Below are 25,064 nucleotides of genomic sequence, written 5' to 3'. Positions count from 1 at the left end.
GGGCTTAATTAAAACTGAAAACGCATGTTTGCAAAGTATGCATCGTTATCAGAGTCATCTGCATTGTTCTCGTAACCTACTTTAAGACCAATGTTTTTATTGATGAAGTGCTGAGCACCAAAGCTGTATGTATCTTGCTTGTTGTAGTTAGCAAATACCGAGGTTGCTTTTGAGAAGTAGTAGTTAGTTTCTGCTACCCACTGGTTTTCTGCATCTTCAATGCTCTCGTATTTACCTTCAAACGTTAAAAAGTTACCTTGCTGTAAGTCAATAAAGTACTTAGCTGCAACAGCGCGGTAATCAAAGTCGTCATCAGATGTAAGTGTTACACCTACGTAGTCTGTGCTGTTTAGCATGTGGTTGTATGCTAAATCAAACAAAGCAAAGTCATCGCCGTCTTTGTTTTCAACAAGCGTTACTTTTGCTAATAAATCAGGGTTAAAGAAGTAGCCACCAGTTAGCTTGTAAAGCTCACCGTTAGAGCCCGAATCTGGGTCAAGGTTTTCGTAAGATGCGCCAACAACAAATTCATTAATAAAGTATTCACCACCAATGTTAGTAACATCGCCAAAGTCGTCATCAGCATAACCGCCGTAAACGTTAGTTTGTTTATTAATGTACTCAAACTGATCGTACGGACCTAATGTTTTTTTAGGAGATAGGTAATAAATAGAATCTACAGCAACGGTGTCGTTGTTATCGCTATCTTTGTAGCTTAAATTACTGATTGAATTGTAGCTGTCTGCAGCAGCCGCAGTGCTAGATAATAAAATGCTTGAAATAATAACTGCTAATTTTTTCATTGTAAGACTTCCCTTTGTGCATTGCTTTTTATGCTTTAGCTCATTGACTAAAGTGGGGACATGCTAACGCTGAGAAACTGAATGAAAACTTAATTAAGCAGTTGTATTTATTAAGTTAATTGTAAGTAGGTGTAAGAAACTGTAAATTTAAAGTAGTTGCAACATACAGTCAACAACTACTTAAAACATGTTCAGCAAACTAAAGTGCATGCTGACTTATTACACGATAAACTTCGTTAATATTATCGCCCGATTTAAACTCTTTACTAATAGGCGTTGGGTCTGAACCAATCCAAATTTTAAGCTCTGCATCTAAATCAAAGTGCCCTGCACTTTCTTTACTAAACTTAGTAATTTTAGAATAAGCAATACTCACCATTTCCATTTTAGAGCCGGTCATACCTTGCTTATCAATTAAAATTAAACGCTTATTAGTAAAAATAAACATATCGCGAATCACCTTATAGGCTTTTTCTACTTGTTCGCCATCTATTAGGGTATTAGCAAGTACTTTTTCTAAATCAGAATCATCTACTTCGCTTGCATTTCCCATTAAACCACTGAGTAGTCCCATTATGCTTTCTCCTGTGTAAATATTTGATTTTCTAAGGTGTGACCATTTACTAACTGCCTATATTGCCAGTTTTGTTGATGGCAAAAGTTTAATAAAGCAATATCAAGTGGCTCACCGGTTGGCTGGTACTCAATCACGTATTCTTTATGTTGGCTCATATACACACGGCTTACACCTGCTAACGCCTGCAGTTGCTGCTCCACATTTTGATACGCCTCGTTGAGCATTAAGGTATAAAAGTGAGTATGCGTATTGTTGTCTTTTGTTTGGTGCTCGCTCAAAATGCCCTTATCTAGGTGCAGCACTTGGGAGCATAATCGCTCAAGTTCGGTTAAATCGTGCGAACTTAAAATAAAGGTGGCTTCATCGCTTAAGCTCGATACCAGCTCTCGCACCTCTCTGGCATGAATAGGGTCAAGCCCTGCTGTGGCTTCATCAAGCATCACTATTTTCGGCGAGCCAATCAGCGCTTGCGCTATCGTTACCCGTTTGCGCATACCGTGAGATAAATCGCCCGCACGCTGTTTAGCGACTTCTTTTAAGCCAACCAAATCAAGTACCCGCAGCGCTTCATTGTGGCTTTGTTTAGCGCCCATGCCTTGAAGCTTGCCATAAAACGCCAGTTGCTTATCTATATTAAAACGCGGATCTAACTGCGCATCTTGCGGTAATGCACTCACTTGGTTGAACAACGCGGCACTACCAGGCTTATGCCCTAAAATACTGAGCTCACCGTGGCTTGGGTTAATATAGCCGCACAATAAACTAAATAATGTGGTTTTACCGGCTCCATTTGGGCCCACTAACGCCACAGGTGCGCCTTTTTGAATTTCAAAGCTTACGTTGTTAAGTGCTTGCTTTGCGCCATACGATTTACTCAAGCCGCTGGCTTTTATTAATACGCTCATAGCGAACTCCTTGTAAATATTCGATGCGCAATCGCTATAAATACAGCGCTTTGAATAAGCGGCACACCTAAGGCACTCAATAAAGGTAGGTTTTGCCCAGCTAAAAGTTCAGAATTAACCCCTGGGAAAAGGTAATCGAGCGCATTTAGAGCCGGTACTTGCCACGCCAATATACCCACAATAATGCCGCCACCAGCAAAATATAAAATGGCTAATACAATTGCTAAACGCGACGAGCGAGCAAACGTGTTAATCAAACTCATTAATGCCACAAACGGGCTAAGTACCACCACCATTATTATAAATATAGAAACCGCACGGCTTAACCCACCCATTAATAGGCTAGGCTCTCTGTAACCAAGTACACCAAGGGTTGCCACTAGGGTAATAGCTAATAAACACGCTAACACACCAAGCTGACCTAAAAAACGGCCAAATAAAATTTCAAACCGTGTAGAGCGCAATGATAAAAACCGTAATGTGCCACGCTCTCTATCGCCAACGGTTTGATCGCTTGATATAAAAATAGCAAACAGTGGAAAGCTGTACAAAGCGATTAGCCAGTACATAGCAAATTCGGCCTCAGGCCAATCAAGCAACTTACTTAAACCAATACTGCCTGAAATATCGCGTGCCATTTGTTCAAAATTGGGGGCACTAATAATGCTGACGGCTTGGCCTATCGGGTAGCGTAAAATAAGTAACCACACAAGGGCAAAGGCGGCCATAGCAATTAAGCCGCGCTTGGTTAAAAACATACGTACTAGCTCAAAACCCGCTATTTGGGTTAATCGCCCTATGTTCACTAATGATGATGTTGCCATTGGCTTTCCTTAATGACGTTGCTCATGCTTTAAAATAAAGCGTAATGTAACAACAGTAAGTGTAAACACCTTGAATTACCAGCAAAAAAAAGCTCACAATACGTGAGCTTTGTAACAAACCGTTTAAATGTAACAGGCCAAACTTTGTTTATTTAGCCTATTTTTATAAATGCTGTTGGTATACCTCAAGTGCTTGGCTTAAGTCATTAATTAAATCATCAATGTCTTCAAGGCCAATATGCAAGCGAATAACAGGGCCTAAATCCCAACCGGTGTTCGAACGTAAACCTTTCATGGTCAAATTGGCGGTGACTAAACTTTCAAAGCCGCCCCACGAAAAACCCATTTTAATGTGCTCAAGGCTATCTAAAAACGCATCAATAGCTTTTTGGTTACCGGTTTTCATTACAAATGAAAACAACCCATTGCTGCCATCAAAGTCGCGCTTAAAAAATTCATGTCCAGGGCAGCTTGCAAATGCAGGATGGCGAATATGATCAACTAACTCATGTTGCTCAAGCCATTTTGCCACCTCTATAGCCGCCTTTTCGTGCTGATTTAAACGCACTGCCATAGTGCGTAAGCCTCTAAGCGCTAAATAGGCATCATCTGCGCTGGTGCATTGCCCTAATAAGTACGATTGCTCACGCAGGGTTGGCCAGTACTTTTTATTTGCCACTGCTACACCCATCATTACATCAGAGTGGCCAACAATATACTTAGTTGCTGCTTGAATACTAATATCTACACCGTGTTCAAGTGGGCGGTAATGCAAGCCATTGCCGTATGTGTTATCAAGCATGGTCATAATATTATGCTCATTGGCTACTTTAACCATGGCAGGTACATCTTGTATTTCCATGGTTATAGAGCCAGGCGATTCTAAAAACAGCACTTTTGTGTTTGGCTGAATATACGCCTCAATACCTGCGCCAATCGTGGGTGGGTAATAAGTGGTGGTAACACCTAACCCCGCTAAAATTTTATCGCAAAAATCACGCGTAGGTTCATACACGTTATCAACCATTAAAATATGATCGCCCGCTTTTACAAACGACAATAACGCTTGGCTTATTGCCGCAGCGCCGCATGGGTAAAGTGCGCAGCCTTCGCCGCCTTCAAGCTCGGTTATCGCCTCTTGCAGTGCAAAATGTGTAGTTGTGCCACGGCGGCCATAAAATAATGTTTTATCTCCGCGGGTTTTAGCGGCTTCTTTTAATTCGGCCACGCTATCAAATACAATTGTAGAAGCGCGTTGTACTACGGGATTTACCACACCATGGGTGTAGGCTTTTTTACGCCCCGTTGATACTAACTGGGTATTTTTATTTTTGCTTGTCGACATTACCAATCCTTAAACCTTATTAGAAAGCCATTGTTCAATTAAAAAACGCGAAATTGAATCGACCCGAGGGAGTTTATAATGATCGCCTTCATCGCCCATATTGCCAAACGCCTTAACTTCTTCGCGCGTAAACCATTTGGCATCGTCTAATTCGTCTTTATCTACGTTTATTTGCTCAGTTTTAGCCTGAGCAATAAAACCCAACATAATAGAGGAAGGAAATGGCCAAGGTTGCGAGGCAATATAACGTACATTATCAACGTCAATGCCTGCTTCTTCTTTAACTTCGCGCGCTACAGCTTGCTCTAGTGTTTCACCTGGATCTACAAAGCCTGCCAATGACGAATACATACCTTGTTGCCATATTGCTTGGCGACCCAATAAACAACGCTCTATTCCATCTTCAAATACTTTAGTAACCACCATAATTACTGCAGGGTCAGTGCGTGGAAATGTAGGGTGCTTGCAGTGCTCGTTTTCACATAGGCGTGAATGCCCTGCCTCTACTAATGTATTTTTACTGCCACAACGCCCACAAAAACTATGCGTTGCATGCCAATAACATAAGCCACGTGCAAGTGCGGCTATAGAGCCATCTTGTATATCAACGTGAGGGCCATATTGGCGTATATCAAAAAACTGTGCGTCGCCTATAACGCACTTGAGTTCGTCATCGTGTATGGCTGAAACATCTAACGCAAACACACCCTGTTGCTCAGTATTTGAGCCTAAATAAATAGCGTTTGATAAATCTAAATGGGCAATTTGCTGATACGTTAAGTAGCACACTTGAGCTGCGTCTTTATAAAACAAAGTGTGGTTATTATTCACCAAAAGCCACTTACTTTGTGCCGACATTTGCGCGTTTAACCACGCCGCGTTTTTACGAAAATTAGACCCGCGGTCTAATGGCATGTCGCTGTAATAAAGCATGTGAGTCCTCAATAACATGGTATGGCGTAAAATTACCATAACCGCTGAGTAAACCCAATTTATTACAGCAATAAAAAAAGCCTATATTAGCTATATAGGCTCTTTATTAAAAACTCTCATGTTGCAGGCACTTAGCCGCTATATTTTATGCTTTAGAGTAGCAAGCTATCATCAATTAAATGAAACTGTTCTGCACTTTGCTTAAGCACCTCTGCGGTTAACTTATCGGCCCCGTAAACATCGCACGGTACATTGTATTGATTTTTTAAATGCCCTAGCAATAACGCAAAGTCGCCATCACCAGAGAGCAAAATAACTTTATCGAGGTTTTTGCCTTGCTCTAGCATATCTATCGTTATGCCTACATCCCAATCCCCTTTAGCGCTGCCGTCTCGGCGCTGAATAAACGGCTTTAGTTTTACCTCAAAGCCAATAGCACGCAAAATATTTTGAAACTGGTTTTGTTTTTCATCACCGCGGTGAATGGCATACGCAAATGCACAATCTATAGAATACTGCTGCTTCATGTGCGCCCAAAATGCATTGTAATCAAAGTTTTTACGGTAACTTTCGCGACACGTGTAATAAATGTTTTGTACATCAACAAAAATACCGACACGTGGCTTACTGATTTGCTGATCGTTTTGTAAAGTCATTTGTTTCCTTAAGTGCTCACAGCTCAGCGCAGCTGAAATAAAACACCATTAACGAGTGAACCTTGCAATTTTGTTTTAAGTAACCTAAATTGGTTACTTAATTAAATGTAACCAAATTTGGTTACCTGATTCTATGTAACTGCATTAAGTTACTTTTTGGATTTTTATGATTGGTGTGATCAGCGGCGATATAATTAAATCGCAAAAAATACCTAAGCAGCAATACGATGCCATGCTTTATCAGCTAGAGCAAAGTTTGCGTGCAATTAGTGATAATACATCCCTGTGGACCATATACCGAGGTGATGCTTTTCAGTTACAAATAAATCAAAGCGAGCAGTTAATTAAAACTGCTATTATCATTTATTTGCATTTAAAGTCGGCAGGTTACGAGCTACGCCAAAGTATGGCCTTAGGTGAGGTAGACAACCCACGCAGCGATATAAAAACAGCCACCGGCTCGGCCTTTGTGCTCTCAGGGCAAGGCCTTGATAAAATAGCCAATCAGCGCTTTACCTTACAGATAGCAAAGCCCCCCCTAGATGAAGGCTTTAGTCTTAACCTTGCCTTTGTCGATACCTTGCTTAGCAAAATAACGCAAAAACAAGCCAATGCGCTTTACGTGTATTTAACCCAGGCCGATAACAGTCATGCAGCACTGGCAAAAGAGCTTAACACCAGTCGCGAAAATGTCACTAAATTGCTTAATTTAGCAAATTATCAGCTAATAGAGCGATTTATAGTACACGCTAAACAGGTCATAACAACGATTGTAAAAGGAAGTGAGTAATGGGGTTTTCGTTATTATTAGCGGCATTAATTATAGGCCACCTAATCAGTGACTTTTTTTTACAACCAATGAGCTGGGTAAACGATAGAAACACCCACCACTTTAAAGCTAAAAAGCTCTACCTGCATGTATTAGTACACGGTGTGGTTAGCGCCGTTATTTTAGCGCTTTGGGAATATAGCTATGGCTGGCAACAACTAAGCACCGTGTTACTTTCAACAGCTGCAATTATGCTTAGCCACTACCTAATAGATATTGCTAAGTCGTATTCTAACAAAGGGGTTGTGCCCTTTTTACTCGACCAAATAGCGCATATAGCCGTAATAATAGCGCTGTGTATTTATATAACTGATAACCAAAGTTTAATCGCGTACGTAAGCGCACTTGCCACAAACCCTAAAGTGCTTTGGGTTGTATGCGGATATTTAATTATATTAAGCCCAAGTGCCGTATTTATAAGAATGATGCTTGAAAGGCTCACCGCTAACTTTTCAAGTGAGGGCAGCTTACCGTTGGCCGGACAAAGCATTGGCATGATAGAGCGAGTACTTATGCTCAGCTTTATATTACTTGATCAATTTGCTGGGCTTGGCTTTTTGCTAGCTGCCAAGTCGGTATTTAGGTTTGGCGATTTAAGTGCCAGTAAAGATAAAAAGCTCACCGAGTACGTTATGCTAGGCACCTTACTAAGCGTTAGCGTTACCTTGTTTGTAGGATTAGGCGTTAATTCGTTGATCAGGTAAGTATAAATTACAGAAAATAAAAAACGCGCTACTTCTATTAAAAAGGTAGCGCGTTTTTTGTATTGGCATTTAATTAAAGGCCAATACAATCTTTAATAATGATTAATCGTTATTTGGGCGACGACGGCGCTGGCCATTACCACCTACCGATTGGCGCTTTGCCCATGGGCTTTGTGCGTTGTCATCAGTTTTCGCTGCTGGTTTTTTAGAACCACCACGACGAGGGCCGGTACCGCTTCCCCCATTGTTTGGTTTTTTGCTGTTCGGCTTATCAGACTTAGGCTTGTTAAACGGCTGCTTTGCTTTTTTAGGCTTTTTAGGTTTAATTGGGCGAGCATCTAATGCGCGCTCAGGTACTGGGCTAGTTGGTTCAAATCCAGGCTCTTCAGCGCGAGGGATTAGCTCACCAATAAAACGTTCAATACCGTATAAATCAGCGGCGTCATCGGCTGTTACAAACGAAATAGCATGCCCTGATGCACCAGCACGACCGGTACGGCCAATACGGTGAACGTAATCTTCGTATACGTTTGGTAAGTCGTAGTTAACCACATGCGGAAGCTCAACAATATCAAGACCACGTGCCACAATATCAGTGGCTACAAGTACGCGTACTTCACCACTTTTAAAGCCATCAAGCGCTTTAACACGAGCGCCTTGTGATTTATTACCATGAATAGCGGCGCCTACTATGTCGTCGCGCTCAAGCTGTTTAACTAAACGATTTGCTCCGTGCTTGGTACGGCTAAACACTAATACTTGTTGCCAATCGTTGCTACGAATTAAATGGCTAAGTAATGCGGTTTTACGCGATTTATCAACAGCGTAAACGCTTTGCGTTACGCTTTTAGCAGTGGTGTTTTTTGCCGCAACTGATATTTCAACAGGGTCGTTAATTAACCCTTTTGCTAATGCACGTATATCATCTGAAAACGTTGCCGAAAACATTAAGTTTTGGCGTTTAGGCGGCATTTTAGCAATCAGGCGTTTAATGTCGTGAATAAAGCCCATATCAAGCATGCGGTCCGCTTCATCAAGTACCAGCACTTCAACATTATCAAACTTAACAGCGTTTTGATTATGTAAATCGATTAAACGCCCAGGCGTGGCCACTAAAATATCAACCCCTTTACGAAGGCGCTGCATTTGTGGGTTTATTTTTACGCCGCCGTACACTACAAACGAACTTACATCAGAGTGCTTAGCGTATTCTTCAACGTTTTCGCTTACCTGCAAAGCCAGCTCACGCGTAGGCGCTAAAATAAGGGCTCGTACGTGGTTACTTTTTGCTTTACTGCCTTTAGATAACAGCTCAATTAGCGGTAACGTAAAACCGGCGGTTTTACCTGTGCCTGTTTGTGCAGCCGCCATCACATCGCGACGTTCAATAATTGCAGGAATTGCTTGAGCCTGAATAGGCGTTGGCGTTTCATAGCCCTTTTCTAAAACCGCGTTAACTAAAGACTGTGATAAACCTAAACCATCAAAACTCATAAAATCTCTCAATAAAAAAAAGGCCAAACCGGCCAAGGGCGCATTATACGCAACTAACTTAGAAATGCATGGAAATATTCACTTAGCAAATTAAGTGCTAACCTTAAAGTAGCTAATAACAATACAAATCAACGCTATGACATTAAAAACTAAAGCAAACCAAATAACACTTAAGCAATGCCTAGAAAGTATAGATTCAAAGCGTATTGAAGACACACAAACCTTACTAACCCTGTTTGAAAAAGTCACAGGGGCAAAGCCTGTTGTATGGGGTAAAGATATTATAGGGTTTGACCAATACAGCTATAGGTACGACTCCGGCCGCACAGGTGAATGGCCAATCACAGGGTTTTCACCTCGAAAAACTAAGCTTTCTATTTATATTATGCCTGGCTTTGATCACCCCAAAATAGCGGCATTATTAAATAAGCTTGGTAAACATAGCCTAGGTAAAAGCTGTTTGTACGTGACAAAATTGGAAAATATCGATTTAGCTATACTTGAGCAAATAGTTGCTGAGTCGGTTTTTATAATGAAACAAACTTACCCAAAAAATTAATACCAATCCGCTTAATTAAGTGATCTATTTTGAGAATAGATAAACGTGTTGATAGCTAGACAATAAATTCGTTATTTAGTTGTTGCTCCTGCATTGCTCTACCTTCTGCATCCATATAGTCATAAATGAGAATTTTTTAACGCAGATAGCGACACGTTTAGCCCCTAAAAATGATTCAACATTATTGCGGATTGGTATAACCTTGCTTAAAAACAACAAAAGCGGCTAAAAGCCGCTTTTGGTTTATATTTAACTCAATAAATATAACGTTATTTAACACCTAGCTCGCGTAAACGCTCTTGTAGGTAGCTGTCTGCAGTGTAGCGCTCAGAAAGCACAACATCAGGACGTGGGTGTAAAAACAGCGGTAAAGAAATACGCGACTTAGTCGACGCTTTACCCGTTGGGTTAATTACACGGTGAATAGTCGATGGGAAGTACCCGCCCGACGCTTCTTGTAACATGTCACCAATATTAATAATTAAGCTACCAAAGTCACATGGCACATCTAACCAACCGCCATCAGTTTTTTGAACTTGCAGGCCTGGCTCGTTCGATGCAGGTAACACAGTTAATAAGTTAATGTCACCATGTGCTGCAGCGCGAATTGCACCTGGCTCTTCATCACCTGTCATTGGCGGGTAATGTAAAATGCGTAACAATGTTTGCTCAGAATCAGCAATCATGTCTTTTAAATCGATAGAAAACTTAGCACGTACATCGGCTGGTGCCTCTGCTTGAACCCAGCTTAAAAGCGTTGCTGCAAATTCGTTAGCTAAACGGTAGTACTCACGTACGTCGGCTTCAAGCTCTGCAGGCACGCGACCTTTAGGGTAAACATGAAAGTACTCTTTAATGTCTTTTACTGTAAAGCCTTTAGCTACCTCAGATACAGAAGGCGGGAAATAACCGTCTTGCGTTTCTTTAGAAAATAAAAAGTCGTGCTTTTGCTCTGAATTAAAAAAGTCTTGCCATTTTTCGTAAATAGACTCAACTAAAGATTGCGGGATTGGGTGATTTTTTAATACACCAAAACCGGTGTTTCTTAACGATTCAACAAAGTGAGCAGCCGCATCGGGAGCTTTATAATCAACAGTAGGTAATTGCATTGTACGTTCCAGTGAATAGGTTGTTAGAAGTGAGCTGCTTTAAAATATAGCTAATTAGCCAATATAAAGTAGCAAAACCTTCATTATAGCGCTGTGCGAGGATAGACAAACCACCCAAAAAACATAAGGACAAATGTCCTCACGATGAAATAGTAAACAGTTTACTTGATCAAGATCAAAGCATAATAAACATTGAAATTACACTAGTTAGTGCTTATATCTTATCTATTATTGTAACGTATTTTAATGAAACACTAAGGCTCTTCTATGCGACAAAAAGTATCTTTTAAAAGCGGCGATTTAGAACTTGCAGGCCAACTTGAACGCCCAGCAGGCGATGTAAAGTTTTATGCTTTATTTGCACACTGTTTTACCTGTGGTAAAGATATTGCTGCCGCTACGCGCATAAGCCGCGCCCTTACCCAACAAGGTATTGCCGTACTGCGCTTTGACTTTACCGGCCTTGGCAATAGCGACGGCGACTTTGCAAACAGTAACTTCTCATCAAATATTCAAGATTTAGTGGCCGCAGCCGATCACCTGCGTACGCACTTTGATGCACCGCAGTTATTAATTGGCCACAGCTTAGGCGGCGCTGCCGTACTGGCTGCTGCAGAGCATATTCCTGAGGTATCGGCTATTACAACAATTGGTGCTCCTTCAGATGCGCAACACGTTGCACATAACTTTGAAGCCCATTTAGACGAAATAAACGCCGCAGGTGAAGCTAAAGTTAGCTTAGCTGGGCGCGAATTTACCATAAAAAAACAATTTGTAGAGGATATTGCAAAGTACGACCGTAGCCATATAGGCAAATTAAAACGCGCACTTTTAGTTATGCATTCCCCTGTTGATGCCACGGTTAATATTTCAGAAGCCGAGAAAATTTACGCATCAGCCAAACACCCAAAAAGCTTTATTAGCCTCGATAACGCCGACCACTTACTAAGTAATAAAAACGATGCCGAGTACGCTGCTACGCTAATTGCTAATTGGGCAAACCGCTACGTTAAATACGAGCAAAGCAACTACAGCGCAAAATTAGAAAACGGCAAAGTACTGGTTGAAGAAAAAGATCATATATTTACTCAGCACGTAAGTACTAAAGATCATACATGGCTTGCCGATGAGCCGTTAAAGGTAGGTGGCAGTAATTTAGGCCCCGATCCTTACGACCATATACTCGCAGGCCTAGGCGCGTGTACCTCAATGACATTGCGTATGTATGCAACCTTAAAAAAGCTGCCGCTTGATCATATAAAAGTAGAGCTTGAACACACCCGCGACTATTACAAAGATTGCAACAACGGCGAATGTACCCAAAACCTAGAGGCCATTACCCGTAAAATTACCCTACGCGGCGACTTAACCGAAGCACAGCGCCAACGCCTGCTCGAAATAGCCGACAAATGCCCAGTGCATAAAACCCTGCATAACAGCCCAATTGTAGTAAGTGAATTAGTTGAGTAACTAAAACAAAAATAGCGCAGCTGTGGCTGCGCTATTTACTAGGGCCTGTTTACCTTTCGAGGTTGAATTTGCAGCAGTCTGTTTTGTATTTAGGCAAGGCAGAGCCTATGTAGTGTGGTTGTTCCCCATAAATAGGCGATAACGACGTATAAATGCCAAACAGGCGCTGCCCAAAGGGTTCTGCCTAGGGGCCATTTACTCTTTGTTACTCGATTTTTACTTATTCTTACAGGGATGTAAGTCATTAGAATAACGTGAGCTGAGAAAAGTTATACTCAGGGTATTGAGCACTTAGCTGATTAACTAAAAATTTAAGGGTGACCACACCGCGATGCCAGTTTTCCATGCGGGTGGTTAAATAAGGCTGTATGCGATTAAGCGCGGGGTCGGTTTTTAGCTCATGCGCGACTGCAATGCTTAAATAACCCTGTGCATTAAATAGCTTACTCGCAAACGTGTAGTCATTGTGGCTAATGCCGTAGCCTGCATTTACAAATGCTACAGGGCACTTTGCGTGTACGCTGCATTGATTGCTCTCATTGGGGTATGTGATATTTATAGGGATGGTCCGATTGCGGCTTTGATCCACTATTACATCATCAGCAAAGCTTAATGGTGATATTAAACTCGCGCTTAGGCTAAATGCACTTACTTTTAGTAACTTTTTTATTGTTTTATGCATGTTGTACTTATATAAATTATTGTTTTTAAATAAAAATAACTTTTACTATAAAGGTTAGCGCGCGCCATTGCTAATGTATGCGATAATACGGGTATTATTTTTAGTTAATTTAGAAAAGTACCCCATGAAATCATACAGCACTATTGAACAACGTATCGACATTTTGCAAAGTCGAATAGAAGCCTACAAAGAAGAAATCGCCGTGTTACAGGCCGAGCCAAAAAGTAACAACGAGCGTATTATTTTTAAATTTATTGAAACAGGCAGCACAGGTAAAACAAAAGACTTTGTGCGCGAACTTGGTATTAAGTCGCCGCGCGATAGCTTATATTCATCAGGCGATGTAACCAAATTAATCAAAGACGGCGCTGATGACATCACCCCTGCACTGCTTGAAATTGCCCGCACATTGGCAAACGCACGTAATAAAAATGGCCCTAGCTGTTAATACCAAGCTACAGGCCACTGTTTAATCTTATTAAAGGTTATTCATTGTTTAGAGGCTTGCAATATGCAGCTTCTAAACGCTCCTCACATATTAATCGCAAAGCTCAATATTAAGGCTTGTTAGTAAATTAAGGGCTTCAAAGCGCTCAAACTTAGCACCCGCTAACGTATTACTGTTTAAATCTATATTAAATTCTGTAGCCCCTACAAAGTCACACTCAGTTAAAGTGGTTTGAAAAAACTCACTATCGCGAAAATTACTTCCTGTAAATGTACTTTGCTTTAAATTGGCATGTCTAAAATCAACATTTTTTGCAAAGCAGTGTATTAATTTTAGTGATTTTAAAGTTAATTCATAAAAAGAGCTGTTACTAAGCTCACAGCTATTAAAGCTCACCGGCGCATCAATACTTAGCGCTCCCCAATCAGCATTGCTCCATTGCACGCTGTTTAACTTACAATGGCTAAAGCTTACATTTTCAAGCGAGCTGTATCCCCAATCAATGCTCGATAAATTGCAACGCTCAAAGCTGCACTCTATAAATCGACACGTTTTAAATTGCCCCTGAGATAAGTCGCAATCTATAAACGTACACGCTTCAAACTCTGTGTTTTCGAGTGTGTGTTTTGCTAGCTGTAAGGCACTAAATTGCTGATCGCAATAATAGCTATTATTAGAAATTGGCACTGTGACTACGTGTCCGTATTTAGGGTTGTTTAATGGGCATAAGGGCTGGTTTTTGGCAAGTCTTGTTTAAGCGCTAATAAGGCGATAAAAATTAAGCCAAAGAGCGGAAATACCGCTAAGCATCCGCCCACAAAAGCTAAAACGCCCGGCATGGTGCTTTTGCGTTTACCTATTTTGTAGCTAATAAGCGCAAAAATTGGAATGCAAAACAAAATAAAAAAAGCTAAAAATTCACCAAATAATGTGAGATTAAACGCCATAAGAACTCCCTCTCTATTGAATAATATTTGATACCAAGCAACTTAAATAATTAACTACTCTAGCGTGCTAAATAGACTAATAACTTAACACGATTGATATGAACTGCTTTAAATTTAACCATAAAAAAACCCCTAGGCATACTCCTAAGGGTTTTTAAATCTAGCTAAGCGCATTTCTTGCGCGCGGTATTACTCTTCGCTAGGAATTGCTTTTTCTACCACACTGATTGCAAGCTCAGTTAACGAGTCGCTATTAGCTTTGCTAGGTGCATCGGTTAATAAGCACGATGCTTGAGTGGTTTTAGGGAATGCAATAACGTCACGAATGTTATCGGTACCACATAAAAGCATAACTAAACGGTCAAGACCAAAGGCTAAACCAGCATGTGGTGGTGTGCCGTATTTAAGGGCATCAAGTAAAAAGCCAAACTTGTCTTGTTGCTCTTGCGCATCAATACCTAAAATTCTAAATGCTGCTTCTTGCATATCAGCATTATGAATACGTACCGAACCGCCACCTACTTCGTAGCCGTTTAATACCATGTCGTAAGCATCTGAAATAGCCGCGGCAGGGTTTGCTTCAAGCTCTTCTGCGCTAATATCTTTTGGTGCTGTGAATGGATGATGCACAGCATGTAACGTGCCTTCGTCATCTTCTTCAAACATTGGAAAGTCAACAACCCAAAGTGGCGCCCAGCTATCAAGGTTAGTGATTTCTAAATCAACACCAATCTTCAAGCGAAGCGCGCCCATTGCTTCGTTTACAACGTTGCGTTTATCGGCACCAAATAAAATAATGTCGCCCGTTTGTGCGTTAGTACGCTCAAGTAACTGGGTAATTACCTCTTCGTTTAAAAACTTAGCAACTGGAGATTGAACGCCTTCAGCGCCTGCATCACGGTCGTTTACTTTCATCCACGCCATACCTTTAGCGCCGTAAATGCCAATAAACTTAGTGTAATCGTCAAGTTGCTTACGCGAAAGCTTAGCGCCACCCGGTACTGTTAATACAGCAACGCGGCCTTTTTCGTCATTAGCTGGGCCTGAAAATACGTTAAACTCTACGTCTTTTACTAAATCAGCTACATCAACAAGCTTCATTGGGTTACGTAAGTCTGGCTTATCAGAACCGTAAAGGCTCATTGCCTCGCTGTAAGGCATAATTGGGAAATCGCCTAAATCAACGTTTAGTAATGATTGCCACATTTCACGGATCATTTTTTCAGTCATACCACGTACTTGATCAGAGCTCATGAACGAGGTTTCTAAATCTATTTGGGTAAATTCAGGTTGACGATCGGCACGTAAATCTTCGTCACGGAAACATTTAACAATTTGGTAGTAACGGTCAAAACCCGACATCATCAACAATTGCTTAAACAACTGTGGCGACTGTGGTAATGCATAAAAGCTACCTTTATGAACACGACTCGGTACTAAGTAATCGCGTGCACCTTCTGGTGTTGCTTTTGTAAGTACAGGTGTTTCAATGTCTAAAAAGCCATTGTCATCTAAAAAGCGACGAACAAAGCTGCTTGCTTTAGCGCGCAGTTTAATACGGTCGCTCATTTCAAGGCGACGTAAATCTAAGTAGCGGTACTTTAAACGGCGCTCTTCAGAGTTGGTTTGATTAAAATCAAGCGGAAGCGGCTCAGAGCGATTAATAATAGTTAGCTCAGTACCTAAAATTTCCACTTCGCCTGTTGCCATGTCTTTATTGACTTGGCTTTCTGGGCGCGCACGTACAACACCTTTTAACTGCACACAAAACTCTTGGCGAAGTTTGTTAGCGTTATCCATTAGTCCTTCAACCTCTGGATCGAATACAACTTGTACTAACCCTTCTCTATCGCGTAAATCGACAAAGATAAGTCCACCAAGGTCACGTCGTTTGTTGATCCAGCCACATAGTTCAACTTCTTGATCTACGTGAGTTTTATTTAGCTGTCCGCAATATATAGAGCGCATAGTTTTCCTGTCAGATAAAAGGCTTAAACGGTTATATTTATTTGTTTTAAGGCGTGTGATTTAAAAAACTGGTCACCACAATACAAATAAAGCCGCTAGCAATCTAAAAATAATCAAATTAAGCCCTGCATTATACCCAAGTAGTATCAAGATGCTAGGGCGTGTTGAACGTTGGTGGTTGAATTTGCAGCAAGCACCGTATGTATTTGGTACACTTACGCCACGAAGTCATTAAGCCACCCTTTTTATGTTATATATTGGATGCCCTCAGTGGTCGAGCAGCGCCTGGAAAGGCAACTTATTTACCCGCCAATGTAAAAATGCCGATATGCTAAGCCAATATGCCCAGCATTTTAATTCAGTTGAAGGCAATACCAGCTTTTACGCAGACCCAGCGCCAAGCACTGTTTTACGCTGGGCTCAAAGCGTACCCGAGGACTTTAAATTCACGTTTAAGTTTCATCGTCGCTTTAGCCACGAGCTTGCGCTTAGTAATGTTCAAACAGAACTTAATGACTGGCTTACGTTATTTGCCCCAATACTTGAAAAAACAGGGCAAATAATGCTGCAATTACCCAAAGCGTTTGGTCCAAGCGATTTACCTAAATTAACGCAATTTATTAGCTTGCTCCCCAAAGAGCTAAATTACGGCGTAGAAGTACGCCATAGTGGTTTTTTTAAAAAAGGTGAGGCCGAAATTGCCCTTAATCAGCTATTAATGGCAAATAATATAAACCGTATTTCTATGGATACCCGTGCGCTTTTTGCAGTAAAGCCCACCACCGAGGCTTTAATAGATGCACAACAAAAAAAGCCCCACTTACCGGTACATGCAATAGCTACTGGCTCGCAGCCGATGGCACGCTTTGTAATAGCCGATTTACAAAACGACTATAAACCCTTTTATAAACCGTGGCTCAATAAAGTAAAACAATGGCTTGATGAGGGTAAATCCCCGTATGTGTTTTTTCATACTGCTGATAACCGTGAATCTCCACTCCTTGCTAGGCAGTTTTGTGAAGACTTAGGGTATAATCACCCAGTATTAAATCCATTCAGCGGCGAAAAAGAAGCCCACCAGCCAACGCTTTTTTAAATAGAGAATAAAAATGAGTGAATACGCACGTTACTTTACCGGCTACCCAGCTAACATTGTTGAGCAAGTATTAAGCCTTATAAATAACAACAAGGTATGTGACTACTTACTTAAAAAATACCCACATGCGCACACCATCACCACCGACAAACTACTTTACAGCTACGCCACTGATTTAAAAAAGCAGTATTTAAAAAACGCCCCACCGTTTGGACGCGCTGCATTTAAAAAACAAGGTGATATGGTTACCAATGCACTCGGTACCCACACCTACCGCATGCAAGGTAAAACCCGTAAGCACGATTTAGCCATAAACAGTGACTTACTGCGCGCACCCGAGCCACTGTTAAAAGCGCTAGTCGTACACGAACTCGCCCACTTTAAAGAAAAAGATCACAATAAAAGCTTTTATAAAATGTGCTGCCACATGGAGCCGCAATACCATCAGTTAGAGTTAGATTTACGGATTTTTTGTGTGGTGGTGGCGATGGGAGAGAATCCTTATAAGACGATCTAACCCCCAGTCTATACATTAAATTATATACATATATGGACTACATTGTTTTTGTATAAATTAATACTGAATATTTAACTTCAATTATTTGTGGGACTTGACCCTGGATGTGTTATCGGTAAAGATTAAAGCCTAGATAAGGAAAGTATCAGCACTCCAGAATTATATCTATAAGGAATAATTCTGTAGTTTTATAAGGATAATATTTTGAAGAATAATTATAATATTGAGTTTTGGAATTTTGTTTGTCACTTTGGTGAATCAAAACTATTAGATTACTATCTTGACTTAGTGCACCCAGCATTTATTGGGGAGTTCAAAAGAAACTATGGGGATTCTCAACTCTTCTTTTATGATGTGCAATTAATAGAAATAGAAATTAATGACGAGACCCTTCCATTTATACATGGACGATTAATTAAAGACACCAAGTTAGAGCGCGAACAAGTTTATGAAAACGAAACCTTAAAAGAAGATAAGCTAACTCTTCCCAGTGCCCCATCATCTATTTTTATACTTTCTTTAATCGATCATCGTTTGTTCTTTATAAAAGAACACCGAGACTCCCCTTCTATGGAAGCATTTAAAGCAACAATAACTAAATTCATCAAAGACCATAGAGCCGCACTAATTGATGGCGAATATCAAGAAAAAAAAGAGCAGAGAGAGTTCTATGGTAAAACAAAAAAGCATGTGACAAAAAAGGATCTTGCAATAACTTATCCAGAACCTAATATTGAAGTAATCCCACTATCTTCCGATGCGGATATTGAAGAGTTTATTCGCAGTATGAAAATAATAGATTCTGTTCGGCTGGATCTTGTAATGCCTAACGATGAAGCAGACTGTAACCCTTTTTTTAATGAATGGCGTAAAAAAAAGAAACTATTAGGTGAATCTAAATCAAATATATCGTTTACGAAAACAGGGAAGCAATCATTGCCACATCAAAATGTGTCAGACCTATCTAAAGAAGCAGCTAAAGATGAAAATGTACTTGTCACACTGCGAGGTAAAGACATTTTGAACGATAAACTAATTGGTACACATGACCAATTTAAGCTTACTAAAACAGTGAATGAACTAGAAGACACGCCCCATCAAATGACCTATATGGTATATAAAACTTTTAAAAAGCTTATAACCGATGGAGTAGTAAGAGGTCCAAAAATATCTAATAAAGACAAAGTGAAAGAAAAAATAAAGCACATACTAGCTATGCTTAAGTAGGGGAAAATGAGTGAAAATCACAGTTTTGACAACATAACTTCTGAGAATTCTTTTTGGAAGCTGTATCTTCAACTTAGAAAAGTTAAGTCATCTAAGACGAATATTGCAGTTTTTATTTTTTCATTAATACTGACATTTACCTCAATTTATTTTACTGAAAATAATATACCAATATTAAAAGAACAGATTTATTCCATTTCAGGTAACCTCATAACCTGGTCAGTTTCACTAGTCGGTTTTGTTTTGGCCGGATATGCTATATATGCCACTTTAGCAGAAAAAGAAATGCAAGTAGCAATGTCAATTATTCAAGATGATAAAACAAATCTAGATTTTTTAAAGAGTACTCATTGCGTTTTTATAAAGATATGCGTAGACATGCTCGCCATAGCATTTTTGATATTTATTTTATCGTCTAAACCATTTATCCAGTTTCTTGACCTTTTTTTATTATTGAACATTTTAAATCAAGAAGTATACCAGCTAATATTAGTGTTAATATTTAGCCTGCTACACGCAATGTTTATATTAATATTAATGTTAACTAGGTCTTTTATATATAACGTCTATCATAGCGTTATGGTTGCAATTAGGTGGCATGCAGAAAAAGACTCCGAACCTAACTGAGTGCAAAAGTATTCAAAAAAACGCGATTTAAAATCGCGTTCTCTTTAGTAACTTTTCTACTGACCGCTGATAGCTTAAAAACTGACAGCTCAAAAGCACGTTGGGTTTCGCTTCGCTTAACCCAACCTACATTACAGCCCTAGCTCAGCCATAAAGTCATCATCGGCATCATCTTGTTCTGCTTCTTTTGACTTAGCTTTTGCTTTTTCGGCCTTTTGCTTAGCTTCGTTTTCGATAATGTCATCAGGGTCTATCGCTTCTACAATGTCAAAGTCATGTAGTTTAATAAACTCTGTTTTATCCATTGCCAGCTCTAGGTAAAAGATATTTTGGTTGCGCGTAGTAAAGGTTACGCGGCGTGCTTGTGGGCGATCCATAGTGGTATCAACCGATATTTGCACTTGTTTATTAATCGCCATCATTTTTGGCTGGTTTTGCGTAATAGAGGTATGTAACTGCTCACGTACTTTAGAAGTGAAGTCACCAACAATTTGGTTCATCAGCTCGCCCATTACATTTGAAACGTCATCTGATAAATGACTGTGGGCAATTTCTTCTTCAGGCATGCCCATATTGCGCATGTAATCGCCATAAATTTCCATTGCCGCTTGCGCTGTAAAATTAGTGACTACCAGCCCTGTAAAGCCACCATCAAATAATACAAAACAGCCAATGTCTGGACGCATACAGGTGCGCGTTATTTTTTGCACCATAGCCGAGTAGCTAATTTCGTTACCGCTGGCTGATGACAGAACACCCGTCACTGAATGACATAGGGTTGCTAATATATCGTCTGTGCTAATTACCTTACTTTTGCTCATTTAACGTTCTCTTTTATACTTATTATTCATAATTCTAGCCAAGCTACTGAATTTATCACTGACTATCCAGTATAAAATGTTAAAATAGTGCCATTATTTTTAAAGAGACTGCCTTAGTGAGTATAAAAGACAGTATTTACGCCTCTGAGCAACAAGTAAAAGATTTTAGCTTTGACCAAAATGTGGTTGAGGTTTTTCCGGATATGATCCAGCGCTCTGTGCCTGGGTATGCCACCATTGTAAGCACTATGGGTAAATTGGCTGGTGAATATGCGCAAAGTAATTCAAACCTTTATGATTTAGGCTGCTCGCTTGGTGCGGTTACCCTAAGTATGCGCCGTAATATTCGCACCGATAACTGCCACATTATTGCTGTAGATAACTCACAAGCTATGGTTGAGCGTTGTAAGGTTCATTTACAAGGCTTTAAGTCAGACGTGCCTGTTACAGTAACTTTAGGCGATATTAACGAGCTTGAGATTCAAAATGCGTCGGTAGTGGCCATGAATTTTACCTTGCAATTTATTCCGCCATTACAGCGCCAAGCCGTGCTTGAAAAAATTTACGCTAACTTAAAACCCGGTGGCGTACTGCTCCTTAGCGAAAAAATTAAAGCCGAAAACGAGCAGTGCGATAATTTATTAATTGATTTGCACCACGACTTTAAACGCCACAATGGCTACTCAGAGCTTGAAATAAGCCAAAAACGTACTGCCATTGAAAACGTGATGCGCCCCGATACGCTAAGCACTCACTTTAATCGTTTAAGCGACATTGGTTTTAACCAAACGCAGGTGTGGTATCAATGTTTTAATTTTTGCTCAATGGTAGCAATTAAATAAAGAGAGTGACTTATGTCTCAATGGTTTAACCAATTTTACGCAGCAATTGCACAAAGCCCGCTTAGCCACTGGCTAGAAACCCTGCCCGCTCAATTAAAGCATTGGCAAAACGAGGCAAGCCATGGCGATTTACCAAAATGGCAAAAAGTACTTAAAAATCTGCCAGAAGTAAAAACAACCCACGTTGATATCGCCACTAAAGTAGAAATTGGTGCACCGGGGGAGATGAGCGAAGGCGAGCAAAAACAAGCCACGCATTTATTAAAACGCATGATGCCATGGCGCAAAGGCCCCTTTACTGTACACGGTATTGAAATAAACACTGAGTGGCGCAGCGATTGGAAGTGGGACCGCCTGCTTCCCCATATTGAGCCATTAAAAGGCCGCACAGTATTAGATATAGGCTGTGGCTCTGGCTATCACTTATGGCGTATGCGCGGTGAAGGCGCTGAATTTGTAGTGGGTATTGACCCTTCTGATTTATTTTTGTGTCAGTTTCAGGCCATTAAACATTACAACCCAGACGAAAACGTGCATTTATTACCATTAGGTGTAGAAGCACTACCCGAGCTTAAAGCGTTTGATACGGTGTTTTCTATGGGGGTGCTGTATCACCGCCGCTCGCCTATCGATTTTTTAGCGCAGTTAAAAGCGCAGCTTCGCCCAGGTGGCGAACTCGTACTAGAAACGTTAGTAATTGAAGGCGATGAAAACACCGTACTGGTACCTACCGACCGCTACGCAAAAATGCGCAACGTTTGGTTTATTCCAAGTACTGCTGCACTAAAACTGTGGATGGAACGCGTTGGCTTTAAAGATGTGCAAATAAAAGATTGCGCAATTACCACGCTTGATGAGCAACGCAGGACCGACTGGATGGAAAACGAATCGTTAGTTGATTTTTTAGACCCAAACGATACCAGTAAAACCATTGAAGGTTACCCTGCTCCACTTAGAGCGATACTAACTGCCAAAGCATAAATAACTAAAAAGCACCCAGGGGTGCTTTTTTTGTGCAATTAACAAACTAATAGCGGACAAGTGTCCTTGTTAATTATTTCAAAACTATATTTGAGCTAGCCGCGCAGTTGCAATTGTTGTAAAATACGCGCGTTTCTAAGCTATCGAAAAGCAACCCCAAGCAATTATTTGAGGAAAACCTGTGAGCGAACAAAAACAGTCATTAAGCTATAAAGACGCGGGCGTAGATATCGACGCTGGTAATGCACTTGTTGAGCGTATTAAAGGCGTAGTTAAAAAAACGCGTCGTCCAGAAGTAATGGGCGGAATTGGTGGTTTTGGCGCTCTTTGCGAAATTCCAGAAGGTTACAAACAGCCTGTACTAGTAGCTGGTACTGACGGTGTAGGTACTAAACTACGTTTAGCTATCGACTTAAAAAAACACGACACTGTAGGTATTGATTTAGTTGCAATGTGTGTAAACGATTTAATAGTACAAGGCGCTGAACCCCTGTTTTTTCTAGATTACTATGCAACAGGTAAACTAGATGTAGACACAGCGGCCGATGTAGTAACCGGTATTGGTAAAGGCTGTGAGATTTCTGGCTGTGCCCTGATTGGCGGCGAAACAGCTGAAATGCCAGGTATGTACGATGGTGAAGACTACGACATGGCCGGTTTTTGTACCGGTGTAGTAGAAAAATCTAAAATTATTGATGGCACAAAAGTAGCAGCCGGCGATCAACTTATTGCCCTTGCTTCTAGCGGTCCGCACTCAAACGGCTTTTCTTTAATTCGTAAAGTGCTTGAAGTATCAAACGCCGATACGAACCAAGTTATTGACGGCAAAACACTAGGCGAGCACTTACTAGAGCCAACCCGTATTTACGTTAAACCTTTACTTGAGCTATTTAAGCAAGTAGACGTGCATGCCCTATCGCATATTACTGGCGGCGGCTTTTGGGAAAACATTCCGCGTGTATTACCCGATTCTGCAAAAGCAGTAGTTAAAGGCGATAGCTGGCAGTGGCCAACCGTTTTTAACTGGTTACAAGAAAACGGCAATATTACTACGCACGAAATGTACCGTACATTTAACTGTGGTGTAGGCATGGTATTAGTAGTACCAGGCGATGCGCTAGAGCAAAGCTTAAGCATTTTAAAAGAGCTTGGCGAAAACGCATGGCACCTTGGCGAAATTCAAGATGCCGTTGCCGGCGAAGAGCAAGTAGAAATTGTAGGTGGTGCTAAGTAATGACACCCATTCGCTTAGTGGTATTAATATCGGGTAGTGGTTCTAATTTACAAGCCATTATTGATGCCTGCGAGCGCGGCGAAATAAACGGACACATAGCGGCTGTTATAAGTAACAAAGCAGACGCTTACGGCCTTGAGCGTGCAAAACAAGCAGGTATTGCTACAAAAGTGCTCAGTCACAAAGATTTTGACTCGCGCGAGGCCTATGATGCGCAATTAATGAACGTTATTGACTCTTTTATGCCAAATCTAGTTGTATTAGCTGGGTTTATGCGTATTCTTACTCCTAGCTTAGTGCAAAAATATGTTGGAAAAATGTTGAACATTCATCCATCTTTGTTGCCTAAGTATCAGGGGCTGAATACCCACCAAAGAGCAATTGATGCAAAAGACGATGTTCATGGCGTAAGTGTTCATTTTGTAACTGAAGAGTTAGACGGCGGTCCCGTTATTCTTCAAGCGCAAATACCTGTACTCAAGGATGATACAGCAGAAACATTAGCTAAACGCGTGCACGAACAAGAGCATATAATTTATCCTTTGGTGGTCAAGTGGTTCAGTGAACACAGACTTACTATGGAAGCAGATTATGCAGTTCTTGACGAAAAACAACTTCCTGCACACGGCACGCACTACCCACAATAAAAAAATAAGTGCCCTGCTGTTATGTGTGGGCGCTTTACTTCCTACTAGCCTAATTGCAGGCGAACTAACAGAGTATCAAGCCAGCTACGATATTTTACGCAAAGGTAAAAATCATGGCGAGGCAGTACGCGAACTTAAAAAAGTTGGCGAGCAAACATATCAACTTACTTATCACAGCAATATTGAGTGGATGATTTTCTCTGACAAGCGAGAAGAAACCTCAGTATTTACTTTTTTAGATAACAAAGTCACTCCTCATCATTACAATATGGTGCGTACCGGCACCGGCCCAGATAAAGATTATAAAATAGACTTTGATACACAAAATAAAGTGGTCACCAGTAGTACTAGCGAATACCCGCTAAAGTGCGAATGGACTGACGAATTTCAAGATGCTATTTCGTATCAAGTACAAGTACGCGAAGGCTTAAAAAAAGGCGAAACTTATTTTTCGTTTCCGCTTATTGATAAAAAAGGCAATCGCCGCGACTACAACTTTGAAGTGGTTGGCAAAGAAATGATTTCGCTGCCAATTGGTAACGTAGAAGCTATAAAAGTAAAACGTTTATACGATAACGATAAACGCCAAGCCCTTGCCTGGTTTGCACCAGAAATGGACTACATGCTAGTACGTATGTGGAAAGGCGAAAAAGGCATGGAGCAGTTTGAAGTACAAATGAATTCATTTACCGTTACCCAGCCTGTTTCTACGCCAGTAAGTGAGAGCAGCGAAGTAAGATCAGAAGCGCCGTAAACACGGTGATAGCAAACACAAAAAACGCGATTTTATATCGCGTTTTTTTGTGTTTGCTTTTAGGC

27 protein-coding genes and 1 pseudogene are annotated in these 25,064 nt (G+C 40.7%); 14 read left to right on the top strand and 14 right to left on the bottom strand.

Translation table 11 applies throughout. The annotated features are described in order from the left end of the window. Positions 1-8 precede the first annotated feature (8 nt). From EJ103_RS06050 to EJ103_RS06020, 7 genes are all read right to left on the bottom strand, one after another. Complete coding sequence (locus EJ103_RS06050; protein WP_004589517.1) at positions 9-803, bottom strand: putative porin; 795 nt, start codon at positions 801-803, stop codon at positions 9-11. A gap of 199 nt (positions 804-1,002) precedes the next feature. Continuing rightward, positions 1,003-1,377 carry a PH domain-containing protein gene (locus EJ103_RS06045; protein WP_004589518.1) on the bottom strand — a complete coding sequence of 125 codons (375 nt, stop codon included), beginning with the start codon at positions 1,375-1,377 and terminating at the stop codon, positions 1,003-1,005. Beyond that, positions 1,377-2,285: an ABC transporter ATP-binding protein gene (locus EJ103_RS06040; protein ID WP_024033654.1), complete on the bottom strand. Its 909-nt coding sequence runs from the start codon at positions 2,283-2,285 to the stop codon at positions 1,377-1,379. Before EJ103_RS06040 ends, EJ103_RS06045 begins: the two co-directional genes overlap by 1 nt. After that, positions 2,282-3,109 carry an ABC transporter permease subunit gene (locus tag EJ103_RS06035; RefSeq protein ID WP_024033655.1) on the bottom strand — a complete coding sequence of 276 codons (828 nt, stop codon included), beginning with the start codon at positions 3,107-3,109 and terminating at the stop codon, positions 2,282-2,284. The genes EJ103_RS06040 and EJ103_RS06035 overlap by 4 nt, the downstream gene beginning before the upstream one ends. Before the next feature lie 163 nt (positions 3,110-3,272). After that, positions 3,273-4,454, bottom strand: a complete 1,182-nt coding sequence (locus EJ103_RS06030) for a cystathionine beta-lyase (RefSeq protein ID WP_054983889.1) — start codon at positions 4,452-4,454, stop codon at positions 3,273-3,275. A gap of 9 nt (positions 4,455-4,463) precedes the next feature. Further along, on the bottom strand, positions 4,464-5,387 hold the full coding sequence (gene nudC, locus EJ103_RS06025) for an NAD(+) diphosphatase (RefSeq protein WP_126006540.1): 924 nt from the start codon (positions 5,385-5,387) through the stop codon (positions 4,464-4,466). A gap of 152 nt (positions 5,388-5,539) precedes the next feature. Then, positions 5,540-6,043 carry an NYN domain-containing protein gene (locus tag EJ103_RS06020; protein WP_004589523.1) on the bottom strand — a complete coding sequence of 168 codons (504 nt, stop codon included), beginning with the start codon at positions 6,041-6,043 and terminating at the stop codon, positions 5,540-5,542. Between the two features lie 166 nt (positions 6,044-6,209). On the opposite strand from EJ103_RS06020, the gene EJ103_RS06015 reads away from it, so the two are divergent. Then, positions 6,210-6,833 (top strand): hypothetical protein, encoded by a 624-nt coding sequence (locus EJ103_RS06015; protein ID WP_126006539.1) that lies wholly within the window; start codon positions 6,210-6,212, stop codon positions 6,831-6,833. Then, a complete protein-coding gene (locus tag EJ103_RS06010) occupies positions 6,833-7,576 on the top strand; it encodes a DUF3307 domain-containing protein (RefSeq protein ID WP_126006537.1) in 744 nt (247 codons plus the stop codon). Before EJ103_RS06015 ends, EJ103_RS06010 begins: the two co-directional genes overlap by 1 nt. 102 nt (positions 7,577-7,678) lie before the next feature. Here EJ103_RS06010 and EJ103_RS06005 read toward each other — a convergent pair whose 3' ends face one another. Beyond that, positions 7,679-9,070, bottom strand: a complete 1,392-nt coding sequence (locus EJ103_RS06005; protein WP_004589525.1) for a DEAD/DEAH box helicase — start codon at positions 9,068-9,070, stop codon at positions 7,679-7,681. A 136-nt stretch (positions 9,071-9,206) separates the two neighbouring features. Here EJ103_RS06005 and EJ103_RS06000 point away from each other — a divergent pair, with 136 nt between their 5' ends. Then, the gene (locus EJ103_RS06000) at positions 9,207-9,629 is read left to right on the top strand and encodes a DUF1801 domain-containing protein (RefSeq protein ID WP_126006535.1); all 423 of its coding nucleotides are present in this window, start codon (positions 9,207-9,209) and stop codon (positions 9,627-9,629) included. A gap of 269 nt (positions 9,630-9,898) precedes the next feature. On the opposite strand, the gene EJ103_RS05995 is transcribed toward EJ103_RS06000, so the two are convergent. Continuing rightward, positions 9,899-10,738 carry a 2OG-Fe(II) oxygenase family protein gene (locus tag EJ103_RS05995; RefSeq protein ID WP_004589526.1) on the bottom strand — a complete coding sequence of 280 codons (840 nt, stop codon included), beginning with the start codon at positions 10,736-10,738 and terminating at the stop codon, positions 9,899-9,901. A 267-nt stretch (positions 10,739-11,005) separates the two neighbouring features. Between EJ103_RS05995 and EJ103_RS05990 the strand changes: the two genes are divergently transcribed. After that, on the top strand, positions 11,006-12,208 hold the full coding sequence (locus tag EJ103_RS05990) for a bifunctional alpha/beta hydrolase/OsmC family protein (RefSeq protein ID WP_126006533.1): 1,203 nt from the start codon (positions 11,006-11,008) through the stop codon (positions 12,206-12,208). Positions 12,209-12,455: 247 nt separating this feature from the next. Here EJ103_RS05990 and EJ103_RS05985 read toward each other — a convergent pair. Further along, positions 12,456-12,890: pseudogene (locus EJ103_RS05985) on the bottom strand (alpha/beta hydrolase); the annotation flags it as partial. Positions 12,891-13,014: 124 nt separating this feature from the next. On the opposite strand from EJ103_RS05985, the gene EJ103_RS05980 reads away from it, so the two are divergent. Further along, positions 13,015-13,338 carry a hypothetical protein gene (locus EJ103_RS05980; RefSeq protein WP_004588950.1) on the top strand — a complete coding sequence of 108 codons (324 nt, stop codon included), beginning with the start codon at positions 13,015-13,017 and terminating at the stop codon, positions 13,336-13,338. 90 nt (positions 13,339-13,428) lie between these two features. Here EJ103_RS05980 and EJ103_RS05975 read toward each other — a convergent pair whose 3' ends face one another. The 3 genes from EJ103_RS05975 to aspS all read right to left on the bottom strand — a co-directional run bounded on the left by EJ103_RS05975 (position 13,429) and on the right by aspS (position 16,253). Next, entirely contained in the window at positions 13,429-14,025 is a 597-nt protein-coding gene (locus EJ103_RS05975) for a pentapeptide repeat-containing protein (RefSeq protein WP_126006532.1), read from the bottom strand. Positions 14,026-14,054: 29 nt separating this feature from the next. After that, a complete protein-coding gene (locus tag EJ103_RS05970; RefSeq protein WP_126006530.1) occupies positions 14,055-14,285 on the bottom strand; it encodes a hypothetical protein in 231 nt (76 codons plus the stop codon). 189 nt (positions 14,286-14,474) lie between these two features. Then, a complete protein-coding gene (gene aspS, locus EJ103_RS05965) occupies positions 14,475-16,253 on the bottom strand; it encodes an aspartate--tRNA ligase (protein WP_029772588.1) in 1,779 nt (592 codons plus the stop codon). 247 nt (positions 16,254-16,500) lie between these two features. Here aspS and EJ103_RS05960 point away from each other — a divergent pair, with 247 nt between their 5' ends. The 4 genes from EJ103_RS05960 (at position 16,501) to EJ103_RS05945 (ending at position 19,720) form a co-directional block, all read left to right on the top strand. Continuing rightward, on the top strand, positions 16,501-17,349 hold the full coding sequence (locus EJ103_RS05960) for a DUF72 domain-containing protein (protein WP_096739850.1): 849 nt from the start codon (positions 16,501-16,503) through the stop codon (positions 17,347-17,349). Positions 17,350-17,362: 13 nt separating this feature from the next. Continuing rightward, entirely contained in the window at positions 17,363-17,866 is a 504-nt protein-coding gene (locus EJ103_RS05955) for a YgjP-like metallopeptidase domain-containing protein (protein ID WP_126006528.1), read from the top strand. A 204-nt stretch (positions 17,867-18,070) separates the two neighbouring features. Beyond that, positions 18,071-19,093, top strand: coding sequence for a hypothetical protein (locus EJ103_RS05950; RefSeq protein WP_126006527.1), 1,023 nt, complete (start codon positions 18,071-18,073; stop codon positions 19,091-19,093). A 6-nt stretch (positions 19,094-19,099) separates the two neighbouring features. After that, complete coding sequence (locus tag EJ103_RS05945) at positions 19,100-19,720, top strand: hypothetical protein (protein ID WP_126006525.1); 621 nt, start codon at positions 19,100-19,102, stop codon at positions 19,718-19,720. 131 nt (positions 19,721-19,851) lie between these two features. Here the strand turns inward: EJ103_RS05945 and EJ103_RS05940 are convergent, their stop codons facing one another. Next, the gene (locus EJ103_RS05940; RefSeq protein WP_004588943.1) at positions 19,852-20,541 is read right to left on the bottom strand and encodes a DUF3334 family protein; all 690 of its coding nucleotides are present in this window, start codon (positions 20,539-20,541) and stop codon (positions 19,852-19,854) included. Between the two features lie 116 nt (positions 20,542-20,657). On the opposite strand from EJ103_RS05940, the gene cmoA reads away from it, so the two are divergent. The 5 genes from cmoA (at position 20,658) to EJ103_RS05915 (ending at position 24,999) form a co-directional block, all read left to right on the top strand. Beyond that, entirely contained in the window at positions 20,658-21,383 is a 726-nt protein-coding gene (gene cmoA / locus EJ103_RS05935; RefSeq protein WP_126006523.1) for a carboxy-S-adenosyl-L-methionine synthase CmoA, read from the top strand. Between the two features lie 12 nt (positions 21,384-21,395). Then, positions 21,396-22,364 carry a tRNA 5-methoxyuridine(34)/uridine 5-oxyacetic acid(34) synthase CmoB gene (gene cmoB, locus EJ103_RS05930; RefSeq protein WP_054982276.1) on the top strand — a complete coding sequence of 323 codons (969 nt, stop codon included), beginning with the start codon at positions 21,396-21,398 and terminating at the stop codon, positions 22,362-22,364. Between the two features lie 181 nt (positions 22,365-22,545). Beyond that, complete coding sequence (gene purM / locus EJ103_RS05925; protein WP_029772582.1) at positions 22,546-23,598, top strand: phosphoribosylformylglycinamidine cyclo-ligase; 1,053 nt, start codon at positions 22,546-22,548, stop codon at positions 23,596-23,598. Beyond that, positions 23,598-24,245: a phosphoribosylglycinamide formyltransferase gene (gene purN / locus EJ103_RS05920; RefSeq protein ID WP_126006521.1), complete on the top strand. Its 648-nt coding sequence runs from the start codon at positions 23,598-23,600 to the stop codon at positions 24,243-24,245. The genes purM and purN overlap by 1 nt, the downstream gene beginning before the upstream one ends. 16 nt (positions 24,246-24,261) lie before the next feature. Further along, positions 24,262-24,999 carry a DUF3108 domain-containing protein gene (locus EJ103_RS05915; protein WP_029772580.1) on the top strand — a complete coding sequence of 246 codons (738 nt, stop codon included), beginning with the start codon at positions 24,262-24,264 and terminating at the stop codon, positions 24,997-24,999. The last annotated feature ends 65 nt before the right edge of the window (positions 25,000-25,064 follow it).

This window comes from Pseudoalteromonas sp. Xi13, from assembly GCF_003952205.1.
In the GTDB taxonomy this organism is placed as follows: Bacteria; Pseudomonadota; Gammaproteobacteria; order Enterobacterales; family Alteromonadaceae; genus Pseudoalteromonas; species Pseudoalteromonas atlantica.
The sequence above is the reverse complement of the archived record's forward strand: the minus strand, read 5'-3'. Positions and strand labels throughout refer to the sequence as shown.